Origin of the sequence: Klebsiella sp. V115_8 (assembly GCF_029967715.1) — a bacterium.
In the GTDB taxonomy this organism is placed as follows: domain Bacteria; phylum Pseudomonadota; class Gammaproteobacteria; order Enterobacterales; family Enterobacteriaceae; genus Klebsiella; species Klebsiella quasipneumoniae.
Window position 1 is genome coordinate 1 of record NZ_JASCAR010000006.1, and the last position, 15770, is coordinate 15770.

The 15770-nt window shown below is 53.6% G+C and carries 24 protein-coding genes; 6 read left to right on the forward strand and 18 right to left on the reverse strand.

Annotated features, from left to right (window positions below; genetic code table 11):
• Window positions 1-268: 268 nt before the first annotated feature.
• Window positions 269-823, forward strand: coding sequence for a gamma carbonic anhydrase family protein (locus QLG03_RS05320; RefSeq protein WP_048335707.1), 555 nt, complete (start codon window positions 269-271; stop codon window positions 821-823).
• On the opposite strand, the gene QLG03_RS05325 is transcribed toward QLG03_RS05320, so the two are convergent.
• Genes QLG03_RS05325 through dprA form a run of 6 tightly spaced genes read right to left on the reverse strand, consistent with a single transcriptional unit; the run spans window position 799 to window position 4590 of the window.
• On the reverse strand, window positions 799-1056 hold the full coding sequence (locus QLG03_RS05325; RefSeq protein ID WP_048298473.1) for a DUF1488 domain-containing protein: 258 nt from the start codon (window positions 1054-1056) through the stop codon (window positions 799-801). The genes QLG03_RS05320 and QLG03_RS05325 overlap by 25 nt on opposite strands.
• Entirely contained in the window at window positions 1053-1871 is an 819-nt protein-coding gene (aroE, locus tag QLG03_RS05330) for a shikimate dehydrogenase (protein WP_255989799.1), read from the reverse strand. The genes QLG03_RS05325 and aroE overlap by 4 nt, the downstream gene beginning before the upstream one ends.
• A 3-nt stretch (window positions 1872-1874) precedes the next feature.
• A complete protein-coding gene (tsaC, locus tag QLG03_RS05335; RefSeq protein ID WP_004206805.1) occupies window positions 1875-2447 on the reverse strand; it encodes an L-threonylcarbamoyladenylate synthase type 1 TsaC in 573 nt (190 codons plus the stop codon).
• Between the two features lie 4 nt (window positions 2448-2451).
• Window positions 2452-2994, reverse strand: a complete 543-nt coding sequence (locus QLG03_RS05340) for a type I DNA topoisomerase (protein ID WP_023291168.1) — start codon at window positions 2992-2994, stop codon at window positions 2452-2454.
• 26 nt (window positions 2995-3020) lie between these two features.
• Window positions 3021-3494 (reverse strand): DUF494 family protein Smg, encoded by a 474-nt coding sequence (gene smg / locus QLG03_RS05345; protein WP_002919137.1) that lies wholly within the window; start codon window positions 3492-3494, stop codon window positions 3021-3023.
• Window positions 3466-4590: a DNA-protecting protein DprA gene (gene dprA / locus QLG03_RS05350; protein ID WP_255989801.1), complete on the reverse strand. Its 1125-nt coding sequence runs from the start codon at window positions 4588-4590 to the stop codon at window positions 3466-3468. Before dprA ends, smg begins: the two co-directional genes overlap by 29 nt.
• Before the next feature lie 128 nt (window positions 4591-4718).
• Here dprA and def point away from each other — a divergent pair, with 128 nt between their 5' ends.
• The 5 genes from def to mscL all read left to right on the forward strand — a co-directional run bounded on the left by def (window position 4719) and on the right by mscL (window position 9481).
• Window positions 4719-5228 carry a peptide deformylase gene (def, locus tag QLG03_RS05355; RefSeq protein WP_004206802.1) on the forward strand — a complete coding sequence of 170 codons (510 nt, stop codon included), beginning with the start codon at window positions 4719-4721 and terminating at the stop codon, window positions 5226-5228.
• A 14-nt stretch (window positions 5229-5242) separates the two neighbouring features.
• Complete coding sequence (gene fmt, locus QLG03_RS05360) at window positions 5243-6190, forward strand: methionyl-tRNA formyltransferase (RefSeq protein ID WP_017900611.1); 948 nt, start codon at window positions 5243-5245, stop codon at window positions 6188-6190.
• A 52-nt stretch (window positions 6191-6242) separates the two neighbouring features.
• Complete coding sequence (gene rsmB / locus QLG03_RS05365) at window positions 6243-7538, forward strand: 16S rRNA (cytosine(967)-C(5))-methyltransferase RsmB (protein ID WP_023291170.1); 1296 nt, start codon at window positions 6243-6245, stop codon at window positions 7536-7538.
• Window positions 7539-7551: 13 nt separating this feature from the next.
• Window positions 7552-8928 (forward strand): Trk system potassium transporter TrkA, encoded by a 1377-nt coding sequence (gene trkA / locus QLG03_RS05370; protein ID WP_002919153.1) that lies wholly within the window; start codon window positions 7552-7554, stop codon window positions 8926-8928.
• A gap of 139 nt (window positions 8929-9067) precedes the next feature.
• Complete coding sequence (gene mscL, locus QLG03_RS05375; RefSeq protein ID WP_004145325.1) at window positions 9068-9481, forward strand: large-conductance mechanosensitive channel protein MscL; 414 nt, start codon at window positions 9068-9070, stop codon at window positions 9479-9481.
• Here mscL and QLG03_RS05380 read toward each other — a convergent pair.
• From QLG03_RS05380 to rpmD, 12 genes are all read right to left on the reverse strand, one after another.
• Window positions 9417-9695, reverse strand: coding sequence for a ribosome alternative rescue factor ArfA (locus QLG03_RS05380; RefSeq protein WP_110238512.1), 279 nt, complete (start codon window positions 9693-9695; stop codon window positions 9417-9419). The two genes, mscL and QLG03_RS05380, sit on opposite strands and share 65 nt — an antisense overlap.
• A gap of 57 nt (window positions 9696-9752) precedes the next feature.
• Complete coding sequence (gene zntR / locus QLG03_RS05385) at window positions 9753-10178, reverse strand: Zn(2+)-responsive transcriptional regulator (protein ID WP_023291172.1); 426 nt, start codon at window positions 10176-10178, stop codon at window positions 9753-9755.
• Window positions 10179-10180: 2 nt separating this feature from the next.
• Window positions 10181-10549, reverse strand: coding sequence for a DUF1992 domain-containing protein (locus tag QLG03_RS05390; RefSeq protein ID WP_135719628.1), 369 nt, complete (start codon window positions 10547-10549; stop codon window positions 10181-10183).
• A gap of 107 nt (window positions 10550-10656) precedes the next feature.
• A complete protein-coding gene (gene rplQ, locus QLG03_RS05395) occupies window positions 10657-11043 on the reverse strand; it encodes a 50S ribosomal protein L17 (RefSeq protein ID WP_002919206.1) in 387 nt (128 codons plus the stop codon).
• A gap of 40 nt (window positions 11044-11083) precedes the next feature.
• Window positions 11084-12073, reverse strand: coding sequence for a DNA-directed RNA polymerase subunit alpha (gene rpoA, locus QLG03_RS05400; RefSeq protein WP_002919219.1), 990 nt, complete (start codon window positions 12071-12073; stop codon window positions 11084-11086).
• 25 nt (window positions 12074-12098) lie between these two features.
• Entirely contained in the window at window positions 12099-12719 is a 621-nt protein-coding gene (gene rpsD, locus QLG03_RS05405) for a 30S ribosomal protein S4 (RefSeq protein ID WP_002919224.1), read from the reverse strand.
• Between the two features lie 33 nt (window positions 12720-12752).
• A complete protein-coding gene (gene rpsK, locus QLG03_RS05410) occupies window positions 12753-13142 on the reverse strand; it encodes a 30S ribosomal protein S11 (protein WP_002919257.1) in 390 nt (129 codons plus the stop codon).
• Between the two features lie 16 nt (window positions 13143-13158).
• Window positions 13159-13515, reverse strand: coding sequence for a 30S ribosomal protein S13 (gene rpsM, locus QLG03_RS05415; protein ID WP_002919259.1), 357 nt, complete (start codon window positions 13513-13515; stop codon window positions 13159-13161).
• A gap of 146 nt (window positions 13516-13661) precedes the next feature.
• Window positions 13662-13778, reverse strand: a complete 117-nt coding sequence (rpmJ, locus tag QLG03_RS05420) for a 50S ribosomal protein L36 (protein WP_000868187.1) — start codon at window positions 13776-13778, stop codon at window positions 13662-13664.
• Window positions 13779-13811: 33 nt separating this feature from the next.
• Complete coding sequence (gene secY / locus QLG03_RS05425; RefSeq protein ID WP_002919515.1) at window positions 13812-15143, reverse strand: preprotein translocase subunit SecY; 1332 nt, start codon at window positions 15141-15143, stop codon at window positions 13812-13814.
• A 7-nt stretch (window positions 15144-15150) separates the two neighbouring features.
• Window positions 15151-15585 (reverse strand): 50S ribosomal protein L15, encoded by a 435-nt coding sequence (gene rplO, locus QLG03_RS05430; RefSeq protein ID WP_002919516.1) that lies wholly within the window; start codon window positions 15583-15585, stop codon window positions 15151-15153.
• Between the two features lie 3 nt (window positions 15586-15588).
• Window positions 15589-15768: a 50S ribosomal protein L30 gene (rpmD, locus tag QLG03_RS05435; RefSeq protein WP_001140434.1), complete on the reverse strand. Its 180-nt coding sequence runs from the start codon at window positions 15766-15768 to the stop codon at window positions 15589-15591.
• Window positions 15769-15770: the final 2 nt, after the last annotated feature.

Here is a 15770-nt window from a genome sequence, read left to right on the forward strand (position 1 = left end):
GAGTCAACCCGTTTTTCAGGATTTTTCTCTTCAACCGAACCGGCTGTTTGTGTGAAGTGATTCACATCTGCCGTGTCAGTGGGAGCGCATTATAGGGATCCCATTTTTTTGCACAAGCCTTTTTTCGATCTTTTTTTCTGAATGGTGATTTTTCACCCTTTTCGCCGTGTAATTGCGCGATTTGCTCAATTTTCACCGTTTTCAGGGGTTGCAGAGCGAGATAAAAGCCACCAAAGTCTTCTTACGCTCCCGTATTTTTGAGGTCAACATGTCTGCTCACCTGCGTCCCTATAAAACATTTTTCCCGCAAATCGGTCTTCGCGTCATGATTGACGCATCCAGCGTCGTCATCGGTGATGTCAGAATTGCCGATGACGTCAGCGTCTGGCCTCTGGTCGCCATTCGCGGCGACGTCAATTTCGTGTCGATAGGTCAACGTAGCAATATTCAGGACGGCAGCGTTCTACACGTGACCCATAGATCCTCTTACAAGCCTGAGGGAAATCCACTGATCATTGGAGAGGATGTGACGGTTGGTCACAAAGTGATGCTGCACGGCTGCACTATCGGCAACCGCGTGCTGGTTGGTATGGGTTCGATCTTGTTAGATGGTGTCGTGGTTGGTGATGACGTCATAATTGGCGCGGGAAGTCTGGTGCCGCAGAATAAACAGCTTGAAAGCGGCTTCCTTTACTTTGGCAATCCGGTCAAACAGATCCGCCCCCTGACAGAGGCGGAGCGGGAAGGCCTAAAATATTCAGCAAATAACTATGTGAAATGGAAAGATGAATATCTGGATCAGGAGAGCCAGACCCAACCCTGAGCATCCTCCTGATTATCGCGGATCAATGCCTCAGCCTCTTCCTCAAGATCCCAACGATGTTCCCGGAATGCGGCCAGCCACTGCGCTGGCCCCTCTGCGCCAAAACGCTGCTGCAGGATCTGCCCTGAAATTACGCAGGTTAATTGCATCCCATTCACCAGCGCGGGAAAAACCACGCCCTGCCGTTCGGCATCCCATGATTCCCGATCGGGAAACTGAATCGCCTGATTCATGCATTCAGTTCCTGTTGCAGCTTTTCTATAACCGGGGTGATAGCCGGCAGGACGCCGTGCCATAGCAGAAAGGCATGGGCGGCTTGCGCCACCAGCATTCCCAGCCCGTCAGCGCAGTGGGTTGCGCCATGCTGCTGGCACCACTGAAGAAATGGCGTCGCCCCTTTCTGGTAAAACATGTCATAGCAATACACGTCGGGGTTAACAACAGACGCCGGGATAGCCGGCACATCACCCTCTATCCCACTGGATGTTGCATTGACGATCAGATCGAAAGCTTCCCCGGCTAAGGTATCCATTTCCCGGGCGCTGACGCTGCCGGTATGGGCGAAGAGCGTGGCTAACTCATGGGCGCGAGCATAGGTGCGATTGACGATCGTCACAGCGCACCCCAGCGACAGCAGCGGCAGCAGTACCCCACGCGATGCGCCACCGGCACCGATAAGCAGGATCCGCTGGCGTGGCTTAATGAATCCCAGACGCTCCAGATCGCTCAGAAGACCAATACCATCCGTGTTGTCGCCCAGCAAACGCCCATCTTCCAGACGTTTCAGGGTATTCACCGCTCCCGCCAGCGCAGCGCGTTCTGTCAGTTCATCCGCGCGCGCAAAGGCTTCTTCTTTGAAAGGAACGGTAACGTTGGCGCCCTTTCCTCCTTCCGCAAAAAACTGATTCAGAGAAGAGACAAAATCGTCCAGCGGCGCCAGCACACGTCCATAAGGATGGGTAATCCCTAACTGGCGGGCAAAAAGGTGGTGAATAGAAGGCGATTTGCTGTGCGCAATCGGATTACCAAAAACAGCGTAGGTTTCCATGGTTCACCCCTGGCGGAACAGTTCACCCGTCAGGGCATCACGTATTTCAGATGGATTTTGACGTCCGCCCGTAGCGCCATCCACGACCGGGAAGCTGTCACCAAACTGAGCACGGACCTCTGCGGTAGTGCGGCAAGGCGGTTGACCGGTGAGATTGGCGCTCGTCGAGACCAGCGGTTTTCCGTAGGCTTCGCACAATTCAATCACCAGCGGATGGTTGGTTACGCGTACGGCCAGCGAATCAAAACGACCCGTCAGCCAGCGTGGCGTTTCAGGACGAGCCGGGAATACAAACGTCACCGGTCCTGGCCAGCAGGAAAAGATTGCTGCCCGCTGCGAGTCACTTAACCGAGAATCATCAATATAGGGCTTCAGCTGCTCAAAGCTAGCGGCGATAAGGATCAATCCCTTCTCAACAGGACGCTGCTTCAGCTCCAGCAGACGCATAACGGCCGTTTCGCTGTCAGGGTCGCAGCCGACGCCAAAAACAGCTTCCGTGGGATAGGCGATGACATGTTCATTATTCAGGACCGCCACGGCATGGGCGACGGCTTCTGAGGGCAGGTTATTGTTCACTGATTTATTCCGCCGGGATCGGCTTTCCACATTGTTTACTGGCACAGAAGCGTCTGAGACCCTGCGCCGTCTTCTTTTCTATTAACAGCGGGTAATGGCATTCAGGGCATTCGCCCGCCACCGGTTTAAAATTGATAACGAACTGGCAATCAGGATAGCGATCGCAGGAGTGAAAGGTTTTACCGAAACGGGAACGACGCTGGACCAGATGGCCTTGTCCGCACTGCGGGCAAGCAATAGCCGTCTCATCTGGTTTATCAATTAGCTCGGTATGTTCGCATTCCGGATAGCGGCTACAGCCAATGAACATCCCAAAACGCCCCTGGCGTAGCACCATAACCGCGCCGCACGATGGGCATGCTTGCCCCTCCAGCACCTTAACGACATGCCCGTCCGCCTGACTTTTCAGGGGACGGATATAGTCACAGTCCGGATAATGCGAACAGCCGAGAAACGGGCCATGTTTCCCGGAACGGATCACCAGTTCAGCCCCGCACTGCGGGCAGGGCTCATTTTTACGCACCGAAAACAGTGCTGATTTGGTCATAACAACTCGATGTTGCTGCAAAAAGATTAATGCAGCATACCTTCATTTACTTCGAAGAGTAATTCTTCCATTTGCTGATAGGCGTTTTCACAGCCCGGAATATTGAACAGTACCATCAGGATGACCCATTTCAGGTCCTCCAGCTCAAATTCTGCCGTATCCAGCGCCAGTACGCGCTCTATCACCATTTCTCGCGTTTCGAGGTTCAACACCTGAATCTGCTCGAGGAAGAGTAAAAATCCCCGGCAACTGGCATCCAGACGCTGGCACTCCTCTTCGGTATATACCCGAAGCGACAGCGGGTCGGAAGCGAGCTGCATGGGTTCAACGAGACCTTCCTGATAATCAGCCAGTTTCTCGAGCCACATTAACGCGTTATAGATATCTTCCCGCTCAAAACCTGCGTCGGTAAGATCCCGCGTCAGTTTGTCCTGATCCACGCGCATTTCTGCTTCGCTATGGATGTAAGTTTCAAACAAATACATGAGTACGTCGAACATGGCTTGCCCTCCTTAATCGGACATAGCCGCCGGGTACAGCTGCGATCCAGCCTGCTAACTCCAGTTCAAGTAGCTGAGCTACGGTTACTGGCACAGATTGGCCGGCACGTTCAGCGACAACGTCAACAGGTGTTACCTCATCTCCTACGTTAGCCAGGAGCTCCGGAAATGGCAATGCTACAGACGACTGATCGGCGCAATTATTTATCGAATCAGGCGTATCAGTTAGCCAGGTCAGCTCGTTGTGCCAGTATTCCACAATATCCTCTGGCGAGGTCACCGGCACCGCGCCTTGCTTAATTAACCAGTGTGGGCCTTCCGATCCCGGATTGCCTATCGGCCCAGGCAGGGCAAACACATCCCTTCCCTGCTCCAGAGCACAGCGGACGGTAACCAGCGAGCCGCTTCGCAATGCCGCCTCAACCACCAACACGCCCAGGCTCAGGCCGCTGATAATCCGGTTGCGCCTGGGGAAATGCGCGGGAAGCGGCGGCGTTATTAGTGGAAATTCAGACACCAGCGCACCGCCATTATCGATGATCTGCTGGGCGAGGCTTGCATGGCGCCGCGGATAAACCTTACCCAGTCCGTTGCCCAGTACCGCGATGGTTTTGCCCTCGGCCGAGAGCGCGCCGCGATGCGCTACGCCATCAATGCCTAACGCCAGCCCACTGGTGATAGTCATTCCTTTACGCGCCAACGTTTCGCTGAACAGCTTCCCCCAGCGAGCGCCATACCAGGAATGCAAGCGACTACCAATAACGGCAAGCTGCGCGCTGTGAAGCAGAGCGGGATCGCCGCTGACCAACAACGCACCGGGGTAATCAGCGATGGCCCTTAGCCGAAACGGAAAGCGCGGATCGTCGGCCCGCAACAGATGATGTTCCGGGTGCTCCAGCCAGCGCCGCGTCTCGTCAAGCTCACGCCCGTCCAGCCGAAAAAATGACGTTGCTTGCGCCGCGGACATCCCGACAGCATGCAGCGCTTCACGATCAACGCTGGCGGCTGCGCATAAGCGCTGTGCGATCTCCAGCATTCTGTCGCCATACAAGTTACTGACCTTCATCAGCCGCAGCCAAATCTCGTCGGGCGTCATCCTTACCCCCTGCCATAAGCGGTATTGACAATCTTTGCGATTGGACAGTGAGACTGTCAATTGCAGGGTGTTTTGTCTAGAATAGAGCTAATAATCTTATCAACTCCTGAATACGACTCTGGAACTTTATGGCAGTTTTGCAAGTGTTACATATTCCGGACGAGCGCCTTCGCAAAGTCGCCGAGCCGGTCAAAGAAGTGAATGCGGAAATTCAGCGTATCGTCGATGATATGTTCGACACCATGTACGCTGAGGAGGGCATTGGTCTGGCCGCGACCCAGGTCGATATCCATCAGCGCATTATCGTTATTGATGTGTCGGAAAATCGTGAAGAGCAGCTGGTGTTAATCAACCCGGAGCTGCTGGAAAAAGATGGCGAAACGGGCATCGAAGAAGGCTGCCTGTCGATTCCGGAACAGCGCGCCCTGGTGCCGCGTGCGGAAAAAGTGAAGATCCGAGCGCTGGATCGCGACGGTAAGCCATTTGAACTGGAGGCCGATGGCCTGCTGGCTATCTGTATTCAGCATGAGATGGATCATCTGGTCGGCAAACTGTTTATTGATTATCTGTCACCGCTCAAACAACAGCGCATTCGTCAGAAGGTTGAGAAACTGGATCGTTTACGTTCCCGTGCCTGATAACAAGGAATACCGTGTCACAATCACTACGTATCATTTTCGCCGGCACCCCCGATTTTGCAGCGCGTCATCTTGACGCGCTGTTGTCGTCTGAACATCAGGTTGTTGGCGTATTCACTCAGCCAGACCGTCCTGCTGGCCGCGGCAAAAAATTGATGCCGAGCCCGGTAAAGGTGCTGGCTGAAGCCCATAACTTACCTGTATTCCAGCCATCTTCCCTGCGTCCGCAGGACAACCAACAATTAGTCGCCGATCTCGGCGCCGATATCATGGTGGTGGTGGCGTACGGTTTGATTCTCCCGAAAGCGGTGCTGGAGATGCCCCGTCTGGGCTGCATCAACGTTCACGGCTCCCTGCTACCGCGTTGGCGTGGCGCAGCGCCGATCCAGCGTTCGCTGTGGGCCGGGGATAGCGAAACAGGCGTAACCATCATGCAGATGGACGTCGGCCTTGATACGGGTGATATGCTGTATAAGCTTTCCTGCCCCATTACCGCAGAGGATACCAGCGGCAGCCTGTACGATAAGCTGGCCGAGCTCGGCCCTCAAGGTCTGCTGGCAACCTTAGCCCAGCTGGCCAACGGCACCGCACAGCCTGAAGTACAGGATGAATCGCTGGTGTGCCACGCCGAGAAGCTGAGTAAAGAAGAAGCTCGCATCGACTGGTCGCTTTCTGCCGCACAGCTGGAGCGCTGCATCCGCGCCTTTAATCCGTGGCCAATGAGTTGGCTGGAAATTGACGGGCAGCCGCTAAAAGTGTGGCGGGCATCGGTCATTGCCGAAGCTGCGCATGCCGAACCGGGTACTATCGTGGCAGCAACCAAACAGGGTATCCAGGTCGCCACGGGCGATGGGATCCTCAGTCTGGAGTCGCTACAGCCTGCGGGTAAAAAAGCGATGAGCGCCCAGGATTTACTCAATTCCCGCCGGGAGTGGTTTACTCCTGGCACCCGTCTCGCCTGACGGTCGTCTCTTCTGAAGCCCGGGTTCGCCGGGCATTTTTATTTTTGCGCTTATGAAAAAGAATATAAATTTACGCAGCCTGGCCGCCCAGGCTATCGAGCAAGTCGTTGAAAAAGGTCAGTCTTTAAGCAACGTCCTGCCCCCTCTACAGCAAAAAGTCAGCGATAAAGACAAAGCGCTGCTGCAGGAGCTGTGTTTTGGCGTACTGCGTACGCTCAGCCAGCTGGAGTGGCTTATCAGCAAGCTGATGGCGCGTCCGATGACCGGCAAACAGCGCACCGTGCACTTTCTGATTATGGTTGGGCTCTATCAGTTACTCTACACCCGCATCCCTCCGCACGCCGCGCTGGCTGAAACGGTAGAAGGCGCGGTGGCGATTAAGCGCCCGCAGCTTAAAGGGCTGATCAATGGGGTGTTACGCCAGTTTCAGCGCCAGCAGGAAGAGCTACTGGCAGAATTCGCCGGGCAGGAAAACCGCTACCTTCATCCCAAATGGCTGCTGAAGCGTCTGCAGCAGGCCTGGCCGCAACAATGGCAGGAGATCGTCGATGCGAACAACCAGCGCCCGCCGATGTGGTTGCGCGTTAACCGCAACCATCATTCCCGAGACGAATGGCTTGCTCTGCTTAAAGAGGCCGGCTTAGAGGGCTTCACCCACCCTGACTATCCCGACGCCGTGCGTCTGGCCACCCCTGCCCCGGTCCATGCGTTGCCGGGTTTTGCCGAAGGATGGGTAACCGTTCAGGATGCCTCGGCCCAGGGCTGCATGCGCTATCTGCAGCCGGAAAACGGCGAGCGCATTCTCGATCTCTGCGCCGCGCCGGGCGGCAAGACGACGCATATTCTGGAAGTCGCTCCCCAGGCTGAGGTCATGGCGGTGGACATTGATGAACAGCGTCTTTCCCGCGTCTATGACAACCTGAAACGGCTGGGCATGAAAGCCGAAGTCAAACAGGGTGATGGTCGCTTCCCTGAGCAGTGGTGTGGCAGCGAGCAGTTCGATCGTATTCTGCTGGATGCCCCCTGTTCCGCCACCGGCGTTATTCGCCGCCACCCGGATATCAAATGGCTGCGCCGGGATCGGGATATCGGCGATTTAGCCCAGCTGCAGGCCGAGATCCTCAATGCCATCTGGGGGCATCTGAAGCCAGGCGGCACGTTGGTTTACGCTACCTGTTCTATTCTGCCGGAAGAGAATAGTCAGCAAATTGCCGCGTTCCTCGCGCGGACCCCGGATGCAGAGCTTCACGCAACCGGTACGCCGGCAAGCCCGGGACAGCAAAATCTGCCGGGTGCGGAAGAAGGCGATGGCTTCTTTTACGCTAAGCTAATCAAACGTCGGAACTAATGGATCACTGCAGATGAAGATTATTATTCTGGGCGCCGGCCAGGTCGGCGGCACGCTGGCGGAGAACCTCGTCGGCGAGAACAATGATATTACGCTGGTTGATACCAATGGCGACCGTCTGCGCAGCCTGCAGGATAAGTTCGACCTGCGTGTCGTCCAGGGGCACGGTTCTCACCCCCGCGTACTGCGCGAGGCAGGAGCCGATGATGCCGATATGCTGGTGGCGGTCACCAGTTCGGATGAAACCAACATGGTGGCCTGTCAGGTCGCCTATTCATTATTCAATACGCCAAACCGTATAGCCCGTATTCGTGCGCCTGATTACGTCCGCGATGCGGAAAAGCTCTTCAATTCTGAAGCTGTGCCCATCGATCACTTAATCGCTCCGGAACAGCTGGTCATCGACAATATTCATCGCCTGATAGAATATCCCGGCGCGCTGCAGGTCGTGAACTTCGCCGAAGGTAAAGTCAGCCTCGCCGTGGTGAAAGCCTATTACGGTGGTCCGCTGGTGGGGAATGCGTTGTCCACCATGCGCGAGCATATGCCGCATATCGATACGCGCGTGGCCGCCATTTTCCGCCACGATCGCCCCATCCGCCCACAGGGTTCGACGATTGTCGAGGCCGGCGATGAAGTCTTCTTTATTGCCGCCTCGCAGCATATTCGCGCGGTCATGAGCGAACTCCAGCGTCTGGAGAAACCTTACAAACGCATCATGTTGGTCGGCGGCGGCAATATTGGCGCGGGCCTGGCCCATAAGCTGGAAAAAGACTACAGCGTTAAGCTTATCGAGCGCAATCAGCAGCGAGCCGCTGAGCTGGCAGAAAAACTGCAGCATACTATCGTCTTCTACGGTGATGCATCGGATCAGGAGCTGCTGGCCGAAGAGCATATTGACCAGGTGGACCTGTTTATTGCCGTCACTAACGATGACGAAGCAAACATCATGTCTGCGATGCTGGCCAAGCGAATGGGGGCCAAAAAAGTCATGGTGCTGATCCAGCGCAGAGCCTATGTGGATCTGGTTCAGGGTAGCGTCATTGATATCGCGATATCGCCTCAGCAGGCCACGATTTCCGCCCTCCTCAGCCATGTCCGTAAAGCCGATATTGTCGGCGTCTCCTCCCTGCGCCGCGGCGTTGCGGAAGCGATCGAAGCAGTGGCACACGGCGATGAGAGCACCTCGCGGGTGGTCGGGCGGTCGATCGATGAGATCAAGCTTCCGCCAGGCACGATCATCGGCGCCGTCGTGCGCGGGAATGACGTAATGATCGCCAATAATAATCTGCGGATCGAGCAGGGCGATCATGTGATCATGTTTTTGACTGATAAAAAGTTTATTTCCGATGTAGAAAGGCTGTTCCAGCCAAGCCCCTTCTTCCTGTAATTCCCAGGGCGTCGAACAGGCGCCTTTTATTATCCCTTATTATTCAAAGGTTAATATTTTCCTGTAACGCTCTACGGGGAATGGCAAATGAAAATACATTTGTTAAACTTACAACGTCAGCTGGCTCAAGGAGAATAAAATGAGTTTTTTAAAAGAGTTTCGCGAATTCGCGATGCGCGGGAACGTTGTCGATTTGGCAGTGGGTGTGATCATCGGTGCAGCATTCGGTAAAATTGTTTCGTCGCTGGTCGCGGATATTATTATGCCGCCGCTCGGCCTGTTGATTGGCGGGATCGATTTTAAACAGTTTGCCGTCACGCTGCGCGATGCCCAGGGTGATGTACCGGCAGTGGTGATGCACTACGGGGTGTTTATTCAGAACGTTTTCGATTTCATCATCGTCGCATTTGCCATTTTCATGGCGATTAAACTGATGAATAAGTTAAATCGTAAGAAAGAAGAGGCTCCGGCGGCACCGCCAGCGCCCTCTAAAGAAGAAGTCCTGCTGAGCGAAATTCGCGATCTGCTGAAAGAACAAAACAACCGTTCTTAATCAGCAGTGAAAGCAGAAGGCCAGTGGGAAAAAAGCGATTCGCTTGCTTGCCACTGGCCTCCCGGTCATTCCTTGCTGCATGTTTATCTTTACGTTGATAGCTTCCTTTCCCTTTCTTATTCTTCTCTACGCGCTGCCTGAATAATGGATCGTGGAGAAGTGCCTCAATGGCGTTATCTTTAATTTGTCCTTTGGTATGCTGATAGCGACTCATAGTAACTCCAGTGGATGTGTGAATTCCGCGCGAGTGTAGATCCGCGCGCACAAAAAATCAACGCCCGGTATTGCCGTTGCTGGCGCCTTGCTCAAGGGCCTCGAGGATCGAACAGTAAACGCTGCTGTGAGCTGTGCCACAGCAGGCATCATTGAGCCGTTGCAGAGAGCGACGCATCGTTTGTAGCTCGTTGATCCGCGCCTCAACTTCGCTTAATCGCGCCTGAACGATCCCTTTCGACTCCTGACAGGTGTGATGCTCCGGATCGATACGGATCGACAATAATTCGCGGATCGCTTCCAGAGTAAAGCCCAGCTGACGGGCATAGCGAATAAAGCGCAAACGCTGAAGATCGTTATCCGAGTAAAGACGAAATCCCCCCTCAGTGCGCACGTCATGATCCATCATTTGCTGTTTTTCATAATAACGGATGGTATCTGGCGTCACATCAGCCAGTTTTGCCAGCTCACCAATACGATACATATTCACTCCTGATTAATTTTGTGCAGCAACGCATCGGCGTACTCACCGCGTAAAAAGTCGGTGTTCAGTCCTGCCTGACGCAGCTTAAGCTCGAGCAGAGCGAGGCGCTTGCTGAGTTCGGCATGCCGCGGGTCGTCCTGACGGACCCCCTTCAGCAAGTCTGCCAGAGCCACCGCTTCTTTGCGCTGCTCCAGCTCCGGGGGAAGACACCCTGCATTCTTCAGAAGGCGATAGCCTGCCCGCAGCTCGGCCGGTACATGCGAATCGCCATCGAGCGTTAGCGGCACGCCGCTACCGGGTAAATTATCGAACTCGCCTTTGGTTTGGGCATCGAGGATATGGCGTTCTGCCCACTGATCCAGTAACCACATTCTACGGCTCCGGGGATGAACAAAAAGAGTACAGATATTGTAGTGAAGTGGGGATGGGGTAGATATAAAAAAACCCGCCGGGGCGGGTTTTTTTACGTTACTACAGATTACTCTGCAGCAGCTTCTGCTTTCGGCTCAGCACGATCAACCAGCTCGATGTATGCCATCGGCGCGTTGTCGCCTGCACGGAAGCCACACTTCAGAATGCGAGTGTAACCACCGGCGCGGCTCGCGAAACGCGGGCCCAGCTCGTTAAACAGTTTTGCCACGATCTCGTTATCACGAGTACGGGCGAATGCCAGACGACGATTAGCAACGCTATCAGTCTTGGCAAGAGTAATCAGCGGCTCAACTACGCGACGCAGTTCTTTCGCTTTCGGCAGGGTCGTCTTGATGATTTCATGACGAACCAGCGAACCTGCCATGTTACGGAACATAGCCTGGCGATGGCTGCTGTTGCGGTTCAGTTGACGACCACTCTTACGATGGCGCATGACCTTATCCTTCTCAGTAAAACCTTAACCTGTGATCCGGTTACTCGTCAGCAATGCTTGCTGGTGGCCAGTTTTCCAGGCGCATGCCCAGAGACAGTCCACGGGAAGCCAGCACGTCTTTAATCTCAGTAAGAGATTTTTTACCCAGGTTCGGCGTTTTCAGCAACTCAACCTCGGTACGCTGTACCAGATCACCGATATAGTGGATAGCTTCTGCCTTGAGGCAGTTAGCAGAGCGGACAGTCAATTCCAGATCGTCAACAGGGCGCAGCAGGATCGGATCGAATTCTGGTTTCTCTTCTTTCACTTCTGGCTGACGTACATCACGTAAGTCAACAAAAGCTTCCAGTTGTTCAGCCAGGATGGTTGCCGCACGACGAATCGCCTCTTCAGGATCGATTGTGCCGTTGGTTTCCATTTCGATGACCAGCTTGTCCAGGTCGGTACGCTGTTCTACACGCGCAGCTTCAACATTGTAGGCAATACGCTCTACAGGGCTGTAGCAGGCGTCGACCAGCAGACGGCCGATTGGGCGCTCATCTTCTTCCGAATGAATTCGGGCAGAAGCCGGCACATAACCGCGACCGCGCTGAACTTTGATACGCATGCTGATAGCAGCGTTCTCATCAGTCAGGTGGCAAATCACGTGCTGCGGCTTGACGATTTCGACATCACCGTCGTGGGTAATGTCGGCTGCGGTCACAGGGCCAATGCCAGATTTATTCAAAGTAAGGATGACTTCATCTTTACCCTGAACTCTCACCGCCAGCCCTTTCAGGTTGAGCAGGATTTCAAGGATGTCTTCCTGAACGCCTTCTTTGGTGCTGTACTCGTGCAGTACACCATCAATCTCAACCTCGGTCACCGCGCAACCCGGCATCGATGAGAGCAGAATACGGCGCAGTGCGTTACCCAGAGTATGGCCGAAGCCACGCTCTAAAGGCTCAAGGGTCACCTTGGCGTGCGTCGAACTCACTTGCTCGATATCGACCAGGCGCGGTTTTAGAAACTCTGTCACAGAACCCTGCATTGTGTCCTCTCTTTGGTACTAAGCTTTACTTGGAGTAAAGCTCGACGATCAGGTGTTCGTTAATGTCCGCAGACAGATCAGAACGCTCCGGCTGACGCTTGAACGTACCTTCCATCTTGCCAGCATCAACTTCCAGCCAGGTTGGCTTTTCACGCTGCTCAGCCAGCTCCAGAGCGGCTTTCACGCGAGATTGCTTTTTCGCTTTCTCACGAATGCTGACAACGTCATTCGCTTTAACCTGATAAGAAGCGATGTTAACAACACGACCGTTTACCATAATCGCTTTGTGGCTAACCAGCTGGCGTGCTTCAGCACGAGTGGCGCCGAAGCCCATACGGTATACAACGTTGTCCAGACGACCTTCCAGCAGAGCCAACAGGTTTTCACCGGTGTTGCCTTTCAGACGTGCTGCTTCTTTATAGTAGTTACGGAACTGACGCTCCAGCACACCGTACATACGGCGAACTTTTTGCTTTTCACGCAACTGCACACCATAGTCAGACAGACGCGGCTTACGCGCACCGTGCTGGCCAGGAGCTTGTTCAATTTTACACTTGGTATCGATCGCGCGAACGCCAGACTTAAGGAATAAGTCGGTGCCCTCACGACGGCTCAGCTTGAGCTTAGGACCCAAATATCTTGCCATTTTCTTTCTCCAACTAACCTGGAAAACGCAGCGTTATACGCGACGTTTTTTCGGCGGACGACAACCGTTATGAGGGATCGGAGTCACATCAGTAATATTAGTGATGCGGAAACCAGCGGCGTTCAGTGCACGAATGGTAGATTCGCGACCCGGACCCGGACCTTTGACCATAACTTCCAGATTCTTGATGCCGTATTCTTTTACGGCTTCTGCGCAACGCTCTGCTGCAACCTGAGCTGCGAACGGAGTGGATTTGCGAGAACCACGGAAACCGGAACCACCGGCTGTTGCCCAACCCAGTGCGTTACCCTGACGATCAGTAATGGTAACGATGGTGTTGTTAAAAGAAGCATGGATATGAGCCACGCCGTCAGAGACTTGTTTTCTTACACGCTTACGTGCACGAATTGGTGCCTTTGCCATTATTCAATCACCCCGATTATTTCTTGATCGGTTTACGCGGACCCTTACGGGTACGTGCGTTGGTCTTGGTACGCTGACCGCGAACCGGGAGACCACGACGATGACGCAAACCACGGTAGCAACCAAGGTCCATCAGACGCTTGATGCTCAGGGTGATTTCACGGCGCAGATCACCTTCAACGACAAATTTACCTACTGCTTCACGCAGAATATCAATTTGTTCTTCAGACAGCTCACTGATCTTAACATTTTCAGCGATGCCCGTTTCAGCGCAGATGGCTTTAGAACGGGTTTTGCCGATACCGAAAATAGCGGTTAAAGCGATTACGGTATGTTTGTGATCAGGAATGTTAATGCCTGCTATACGGGCCACTATGCACTCCTACTATTTAATATGTACGCACCATGCTGAAAAGCCCGTTTTCAGGATACTCAAATGGAAACGTACAGACATACAAAAGATTGGCTGGCTAATCTAGCCAGCTCAATCCAACTTTGCAAGAAAAATATGCGAAAAAATCAGCCTTGGCGCTGTTTATGCTTCGGCTCGGCACTGCAAATCACACGGATGACGCCATCACGCTTAACGATTTTGCAGTTACGGCATAATTTCTTGACGGAAGCACGAACTTTCATTTTTACTCTCCGTAACTTCTCGGGCGACCAGTTTTAGCGGCCGTAGCCTTTCAGGTTCGCCTTCTTCAATGCAGACTCATACTGACTGGACATCATCAGAGTTTGCACTTGAGCCATAAAGTCCATAATCACGACAACAACGATAAGCAGCGAGGTCCCACCGAAGTAGAACGGCACTTTCATCGCGTCACGCATGAACTCCGGGATCAGGCAGATAAAAGTAATGTACAACGCACCAACCAGAGTCAGGCGAGTCATCACTTTATCGATATACTTCGCCGTTTGCTCTCCCGGACGAATTCCTGGTACAAATGCACCGGACTTCTTCAGGTTATCTGCTGTTTCACGCGGGTTGAAAACCAACGCCGTGTAGAAGAAACAGAAGAAGATGATTGCAGACGCATAGAGTAACACATAAAGCGGTTGCCCAGGCTGCAAATACAGCGAAATTGTTGTCAGCCAGTTCCAACCAGTACCACCCCCGAACCATGACGTGATGGTTGCCGGGAACAGTATAATACTGGAAGCGAAGATTGCCGGGATTACCCCCGCCATATTCACTTTCAGCGGTAAATGTGTGCTCTGTGCAGCATAGACACGACGACCCTGTTGACGTTTCGCGTAGTTTACCACAATGCGGCGTTGCCCACGTTCAACGAATACAACAAAGAAGGTCACTGCAAATACTAATACTGCAACCAACAGCAACAGGAGGAAGTGCAGGTCGCCTTGACGCGCTTGCTCGATAGTATGGGCGATGGCCGGCGGGAGTCCCGCAACGATACCGGCGAAGATAATGATCGAGATACCGTTACCGATACCGCGTTCAGTGATCTGTTCGCCGAGCCACATCAGGAACATAGTCCCTGTGACCAGACTAACAACAGCGGTGAAATAGAATGCAAAGCCTGGATTAATCACCAGGCCCTGCATACCAGGCATATTCGGCAGACCGGTAGCAATACCGATCGACTGGAATATCGCCAGCACCAGAGTACCGTAGCGGGTGTACTGGCTGATCTTACGACGACCAGACTCCCCTTCTTTCTTCAGTTCCGCCAGCGGTTGATAAACCACCGTCAGCAGCTGCACGATGATTGATGCCGAGATATACGGCATAATCCCCAATGCAAAGATAGAAGCACGGCTGAGAGCACCACCAGAGAACATGTTGAACATTTCAATGATGGTGCCTCGCTGTTGCTCAAGCAGTTTGGCAAGTACAGCGGCATCAATACCAGGGATCGGAATAAAAGAGCCAATACGGAACACTATCAGCGCACCGACCACAAACAGAAGTCTGCGTTTCAGTTCGCCAAGGCCACCTTTGGCACTTTGAAAATCTAATCCCGGTTGTTTAGCCATCTGCTACTTATTCCTCAATTTTACCGCCAGCAGCTTCGATAGCAGCACGAGCACCTTTAGTCACACGCAGGCCACGAACAGTTACCGGACGAGTTACCTCACCAGACAGGATCACTTTCGCGAACTCGATCTGGACACCGATAATGTTAGCCGCTTTCAGCGCGTTCAGGTCTACTACATCGCCTTCTACGTGAGCCAGATCGGAGAGACGGATCTCTGCGGTGATCATCGCTTTACGAGAAGTGAAGCCGAATTTCGGCAGACGACGGTACAGAGGCATCTGACCACCCTCGAAACCGCGACGTACGCCACCGCCAGAACGAGATTTCTGACCTTTGTGACCACGACCACCGGTTTTACCGAGGCCAGAACCGATACCACGACCCAGGCGTTTACCCGCCTTTTTGGAGCCTTCGGCCGGAGACAGAGTATTTAAACGCATCTCTTACTCCTCAACTTTAACCATGAAGGAAACCGCGTTGACCATACCACGAACAGCAGGAGTATCCTCGCGCTCTACGGTGTGACCAATACGACGCAGACCCAGGCCAAGCAGCGTTGCCTTGTGTTTCGGCAGACGACCGATTGCACTGCGGGTTTGAGTAATTTTAATAGTCTTTGCCATGG

What these genes read in the sequence shown, in the direction of transcription:
- QLG03_RS05320 (WP_048335707.1), top strand. Translation starts at nt 269, where the DNA reads ATGTCTGCTCACCTGCGTCCCTATAAAACATTTTTCCCGCAAATCGGT.
- QLG03_RS05325 (WP_048298473.1), bottom strand. Translation starts at nt 1,056, where the DNA reads ATGAATCAGGCGATTCAGTTTCCCGATCGGGAATCATGGGATGCCGAA.
- aroE (WP_255989799.1), bottom strand. Translation starts at nt 1,871, where the DNA reads ATGGAAACCTACGCTGTTTTTGGTAATCCGATTGCGCACAGCAAATCG.
- QLG03_RS05340 (WP_023291168.1), bottom strand. Translation starts at nt 2,994, where the DNA reads ATGACCAAATCAGCACTGTTTTCGGTGCGTAAAAATGAGCCCTGCCCG.
- smg (WP_002919137.1), bottom strand. Translation starts at nt 3,494, where the DNA reads ATGTTCGACGTACTCATGTATTTGTTTGAAACTTACATCCATAGCGAA.
- dprA (WP_255989801.1), bottom strand. Translation starts at nt 4,590, where the DNA reads ATGACGCCCGACGAGATTTGGCTGCGGCTGATGAAGGTCAGTAACTTG.
- def (WP_004206802.1), top strand. Translation starts at nt 4,719, where the DNA reads ATGGCAGTTTTGCAAGTGTTACATATTCCGGACGAGCGCCTTCGCAAA.
- rsmB (WP_023291170.1), top strand. Translation starts at nt 6,243, where the DNA reads ATGAAAAAGAATATAAATTTACGCAGCCTGGCCGCCCAGGCTATCGAG.
- trkA (WP_002919153.1), top strand. Translation starts at nt 7,552, where the DNA reads ATGAAGATTATTATTCTGGGCGCCGGCCAGGTCGGCGGCACGCTGGCG.
- mscL (WP_004145325.1), top strand. Translation starts at nt 9,068, where the DNA reads ATGAGTTTTTTAAAAGAGTTTCGCGAATTCGCGATGCGCGGGAACGTT.
- QLG03_RS05380 (WP_110238512.1), bottom strand. Translation starts at nt 9,695, where the DNA reads ATGAGTCGCTATCAGCATACCAAAGGACAAATTAAAGATAACGCCATT.
- zntR (WP_023291172.1), bottom strand. Translation starts at nt 10,178, where the DNA reads ATGTATCGTATTGGTGAGCTGGCAAAACTGGCTGATGTGACGCCAGAT.
- QLG03_RS05390 (WP_135719628.1), bottom strand. Translation starts at nt 10,549, where the DNA reads ATGTGGTTACTGGATCAGTGGGCAGAACGCCATATCCTCGATGCCCAA.
- rplQ (WP_002919206.1), bottom strand. Translation starts at nt 11,043, where the DNA reads ATGCGCCATCGTAAGAGTGGTCGTCAACTGAACCGCAACAGCAGCCAT.
- rpoA (WP_002919219.1), bottom strand. Translation starts at nt 12,073, where the DNA reads ATGCAGGGTTCTGTGACAGAGTTTCTAAAACCGCGCCTGGTCGATATC.
- rpsD (WP_002919224.1), bottom strand. Translation starts at nt 12,719, where the DNA reads ATGGCAAGATATTTGGGTCCTAAGCTCAAGCTGAGCCGTCGTGAGGGC.
- rpsK (WP_002919257.1), bottom strand. Translation starts at nt 13,142, where the DNA reads ATGGCAAAGGCACCAATTCGTGCACGTAAGCGTGTAAGAAAACAAGTC.
- rpmJ (WP_000868187.1), bottom strand. Translation starts at nt 13,778, where the DNA reads ATGAAAGTTCGTGCTTCCGTCAAGAAATTATGCCGTAACTGCAAAATC.
- secY (WP_002919515.1), bottom strand. Translation starts at nt 15,143, where the DNA reads ATGGCTAAACAACCGGGATTAGATTTTCAAAGTGCCAAAGGTGGCCTT.
- rplO (WP_002919516.1), bottom strand. Translation starts at nt 15,585, where the DNA reads ATGCGTTTAAATACTCTGTCTCCGGCCGAAGGCTCCAAAAAGGCGGGT.
- rpmD (WP_001140434.1), bottom strand. Translation starts at nt 15,768, where the DNA reads ATGGCAAAGACTATTAAAATTACTCAAACCCGCAGTGCAATCGGTCGT.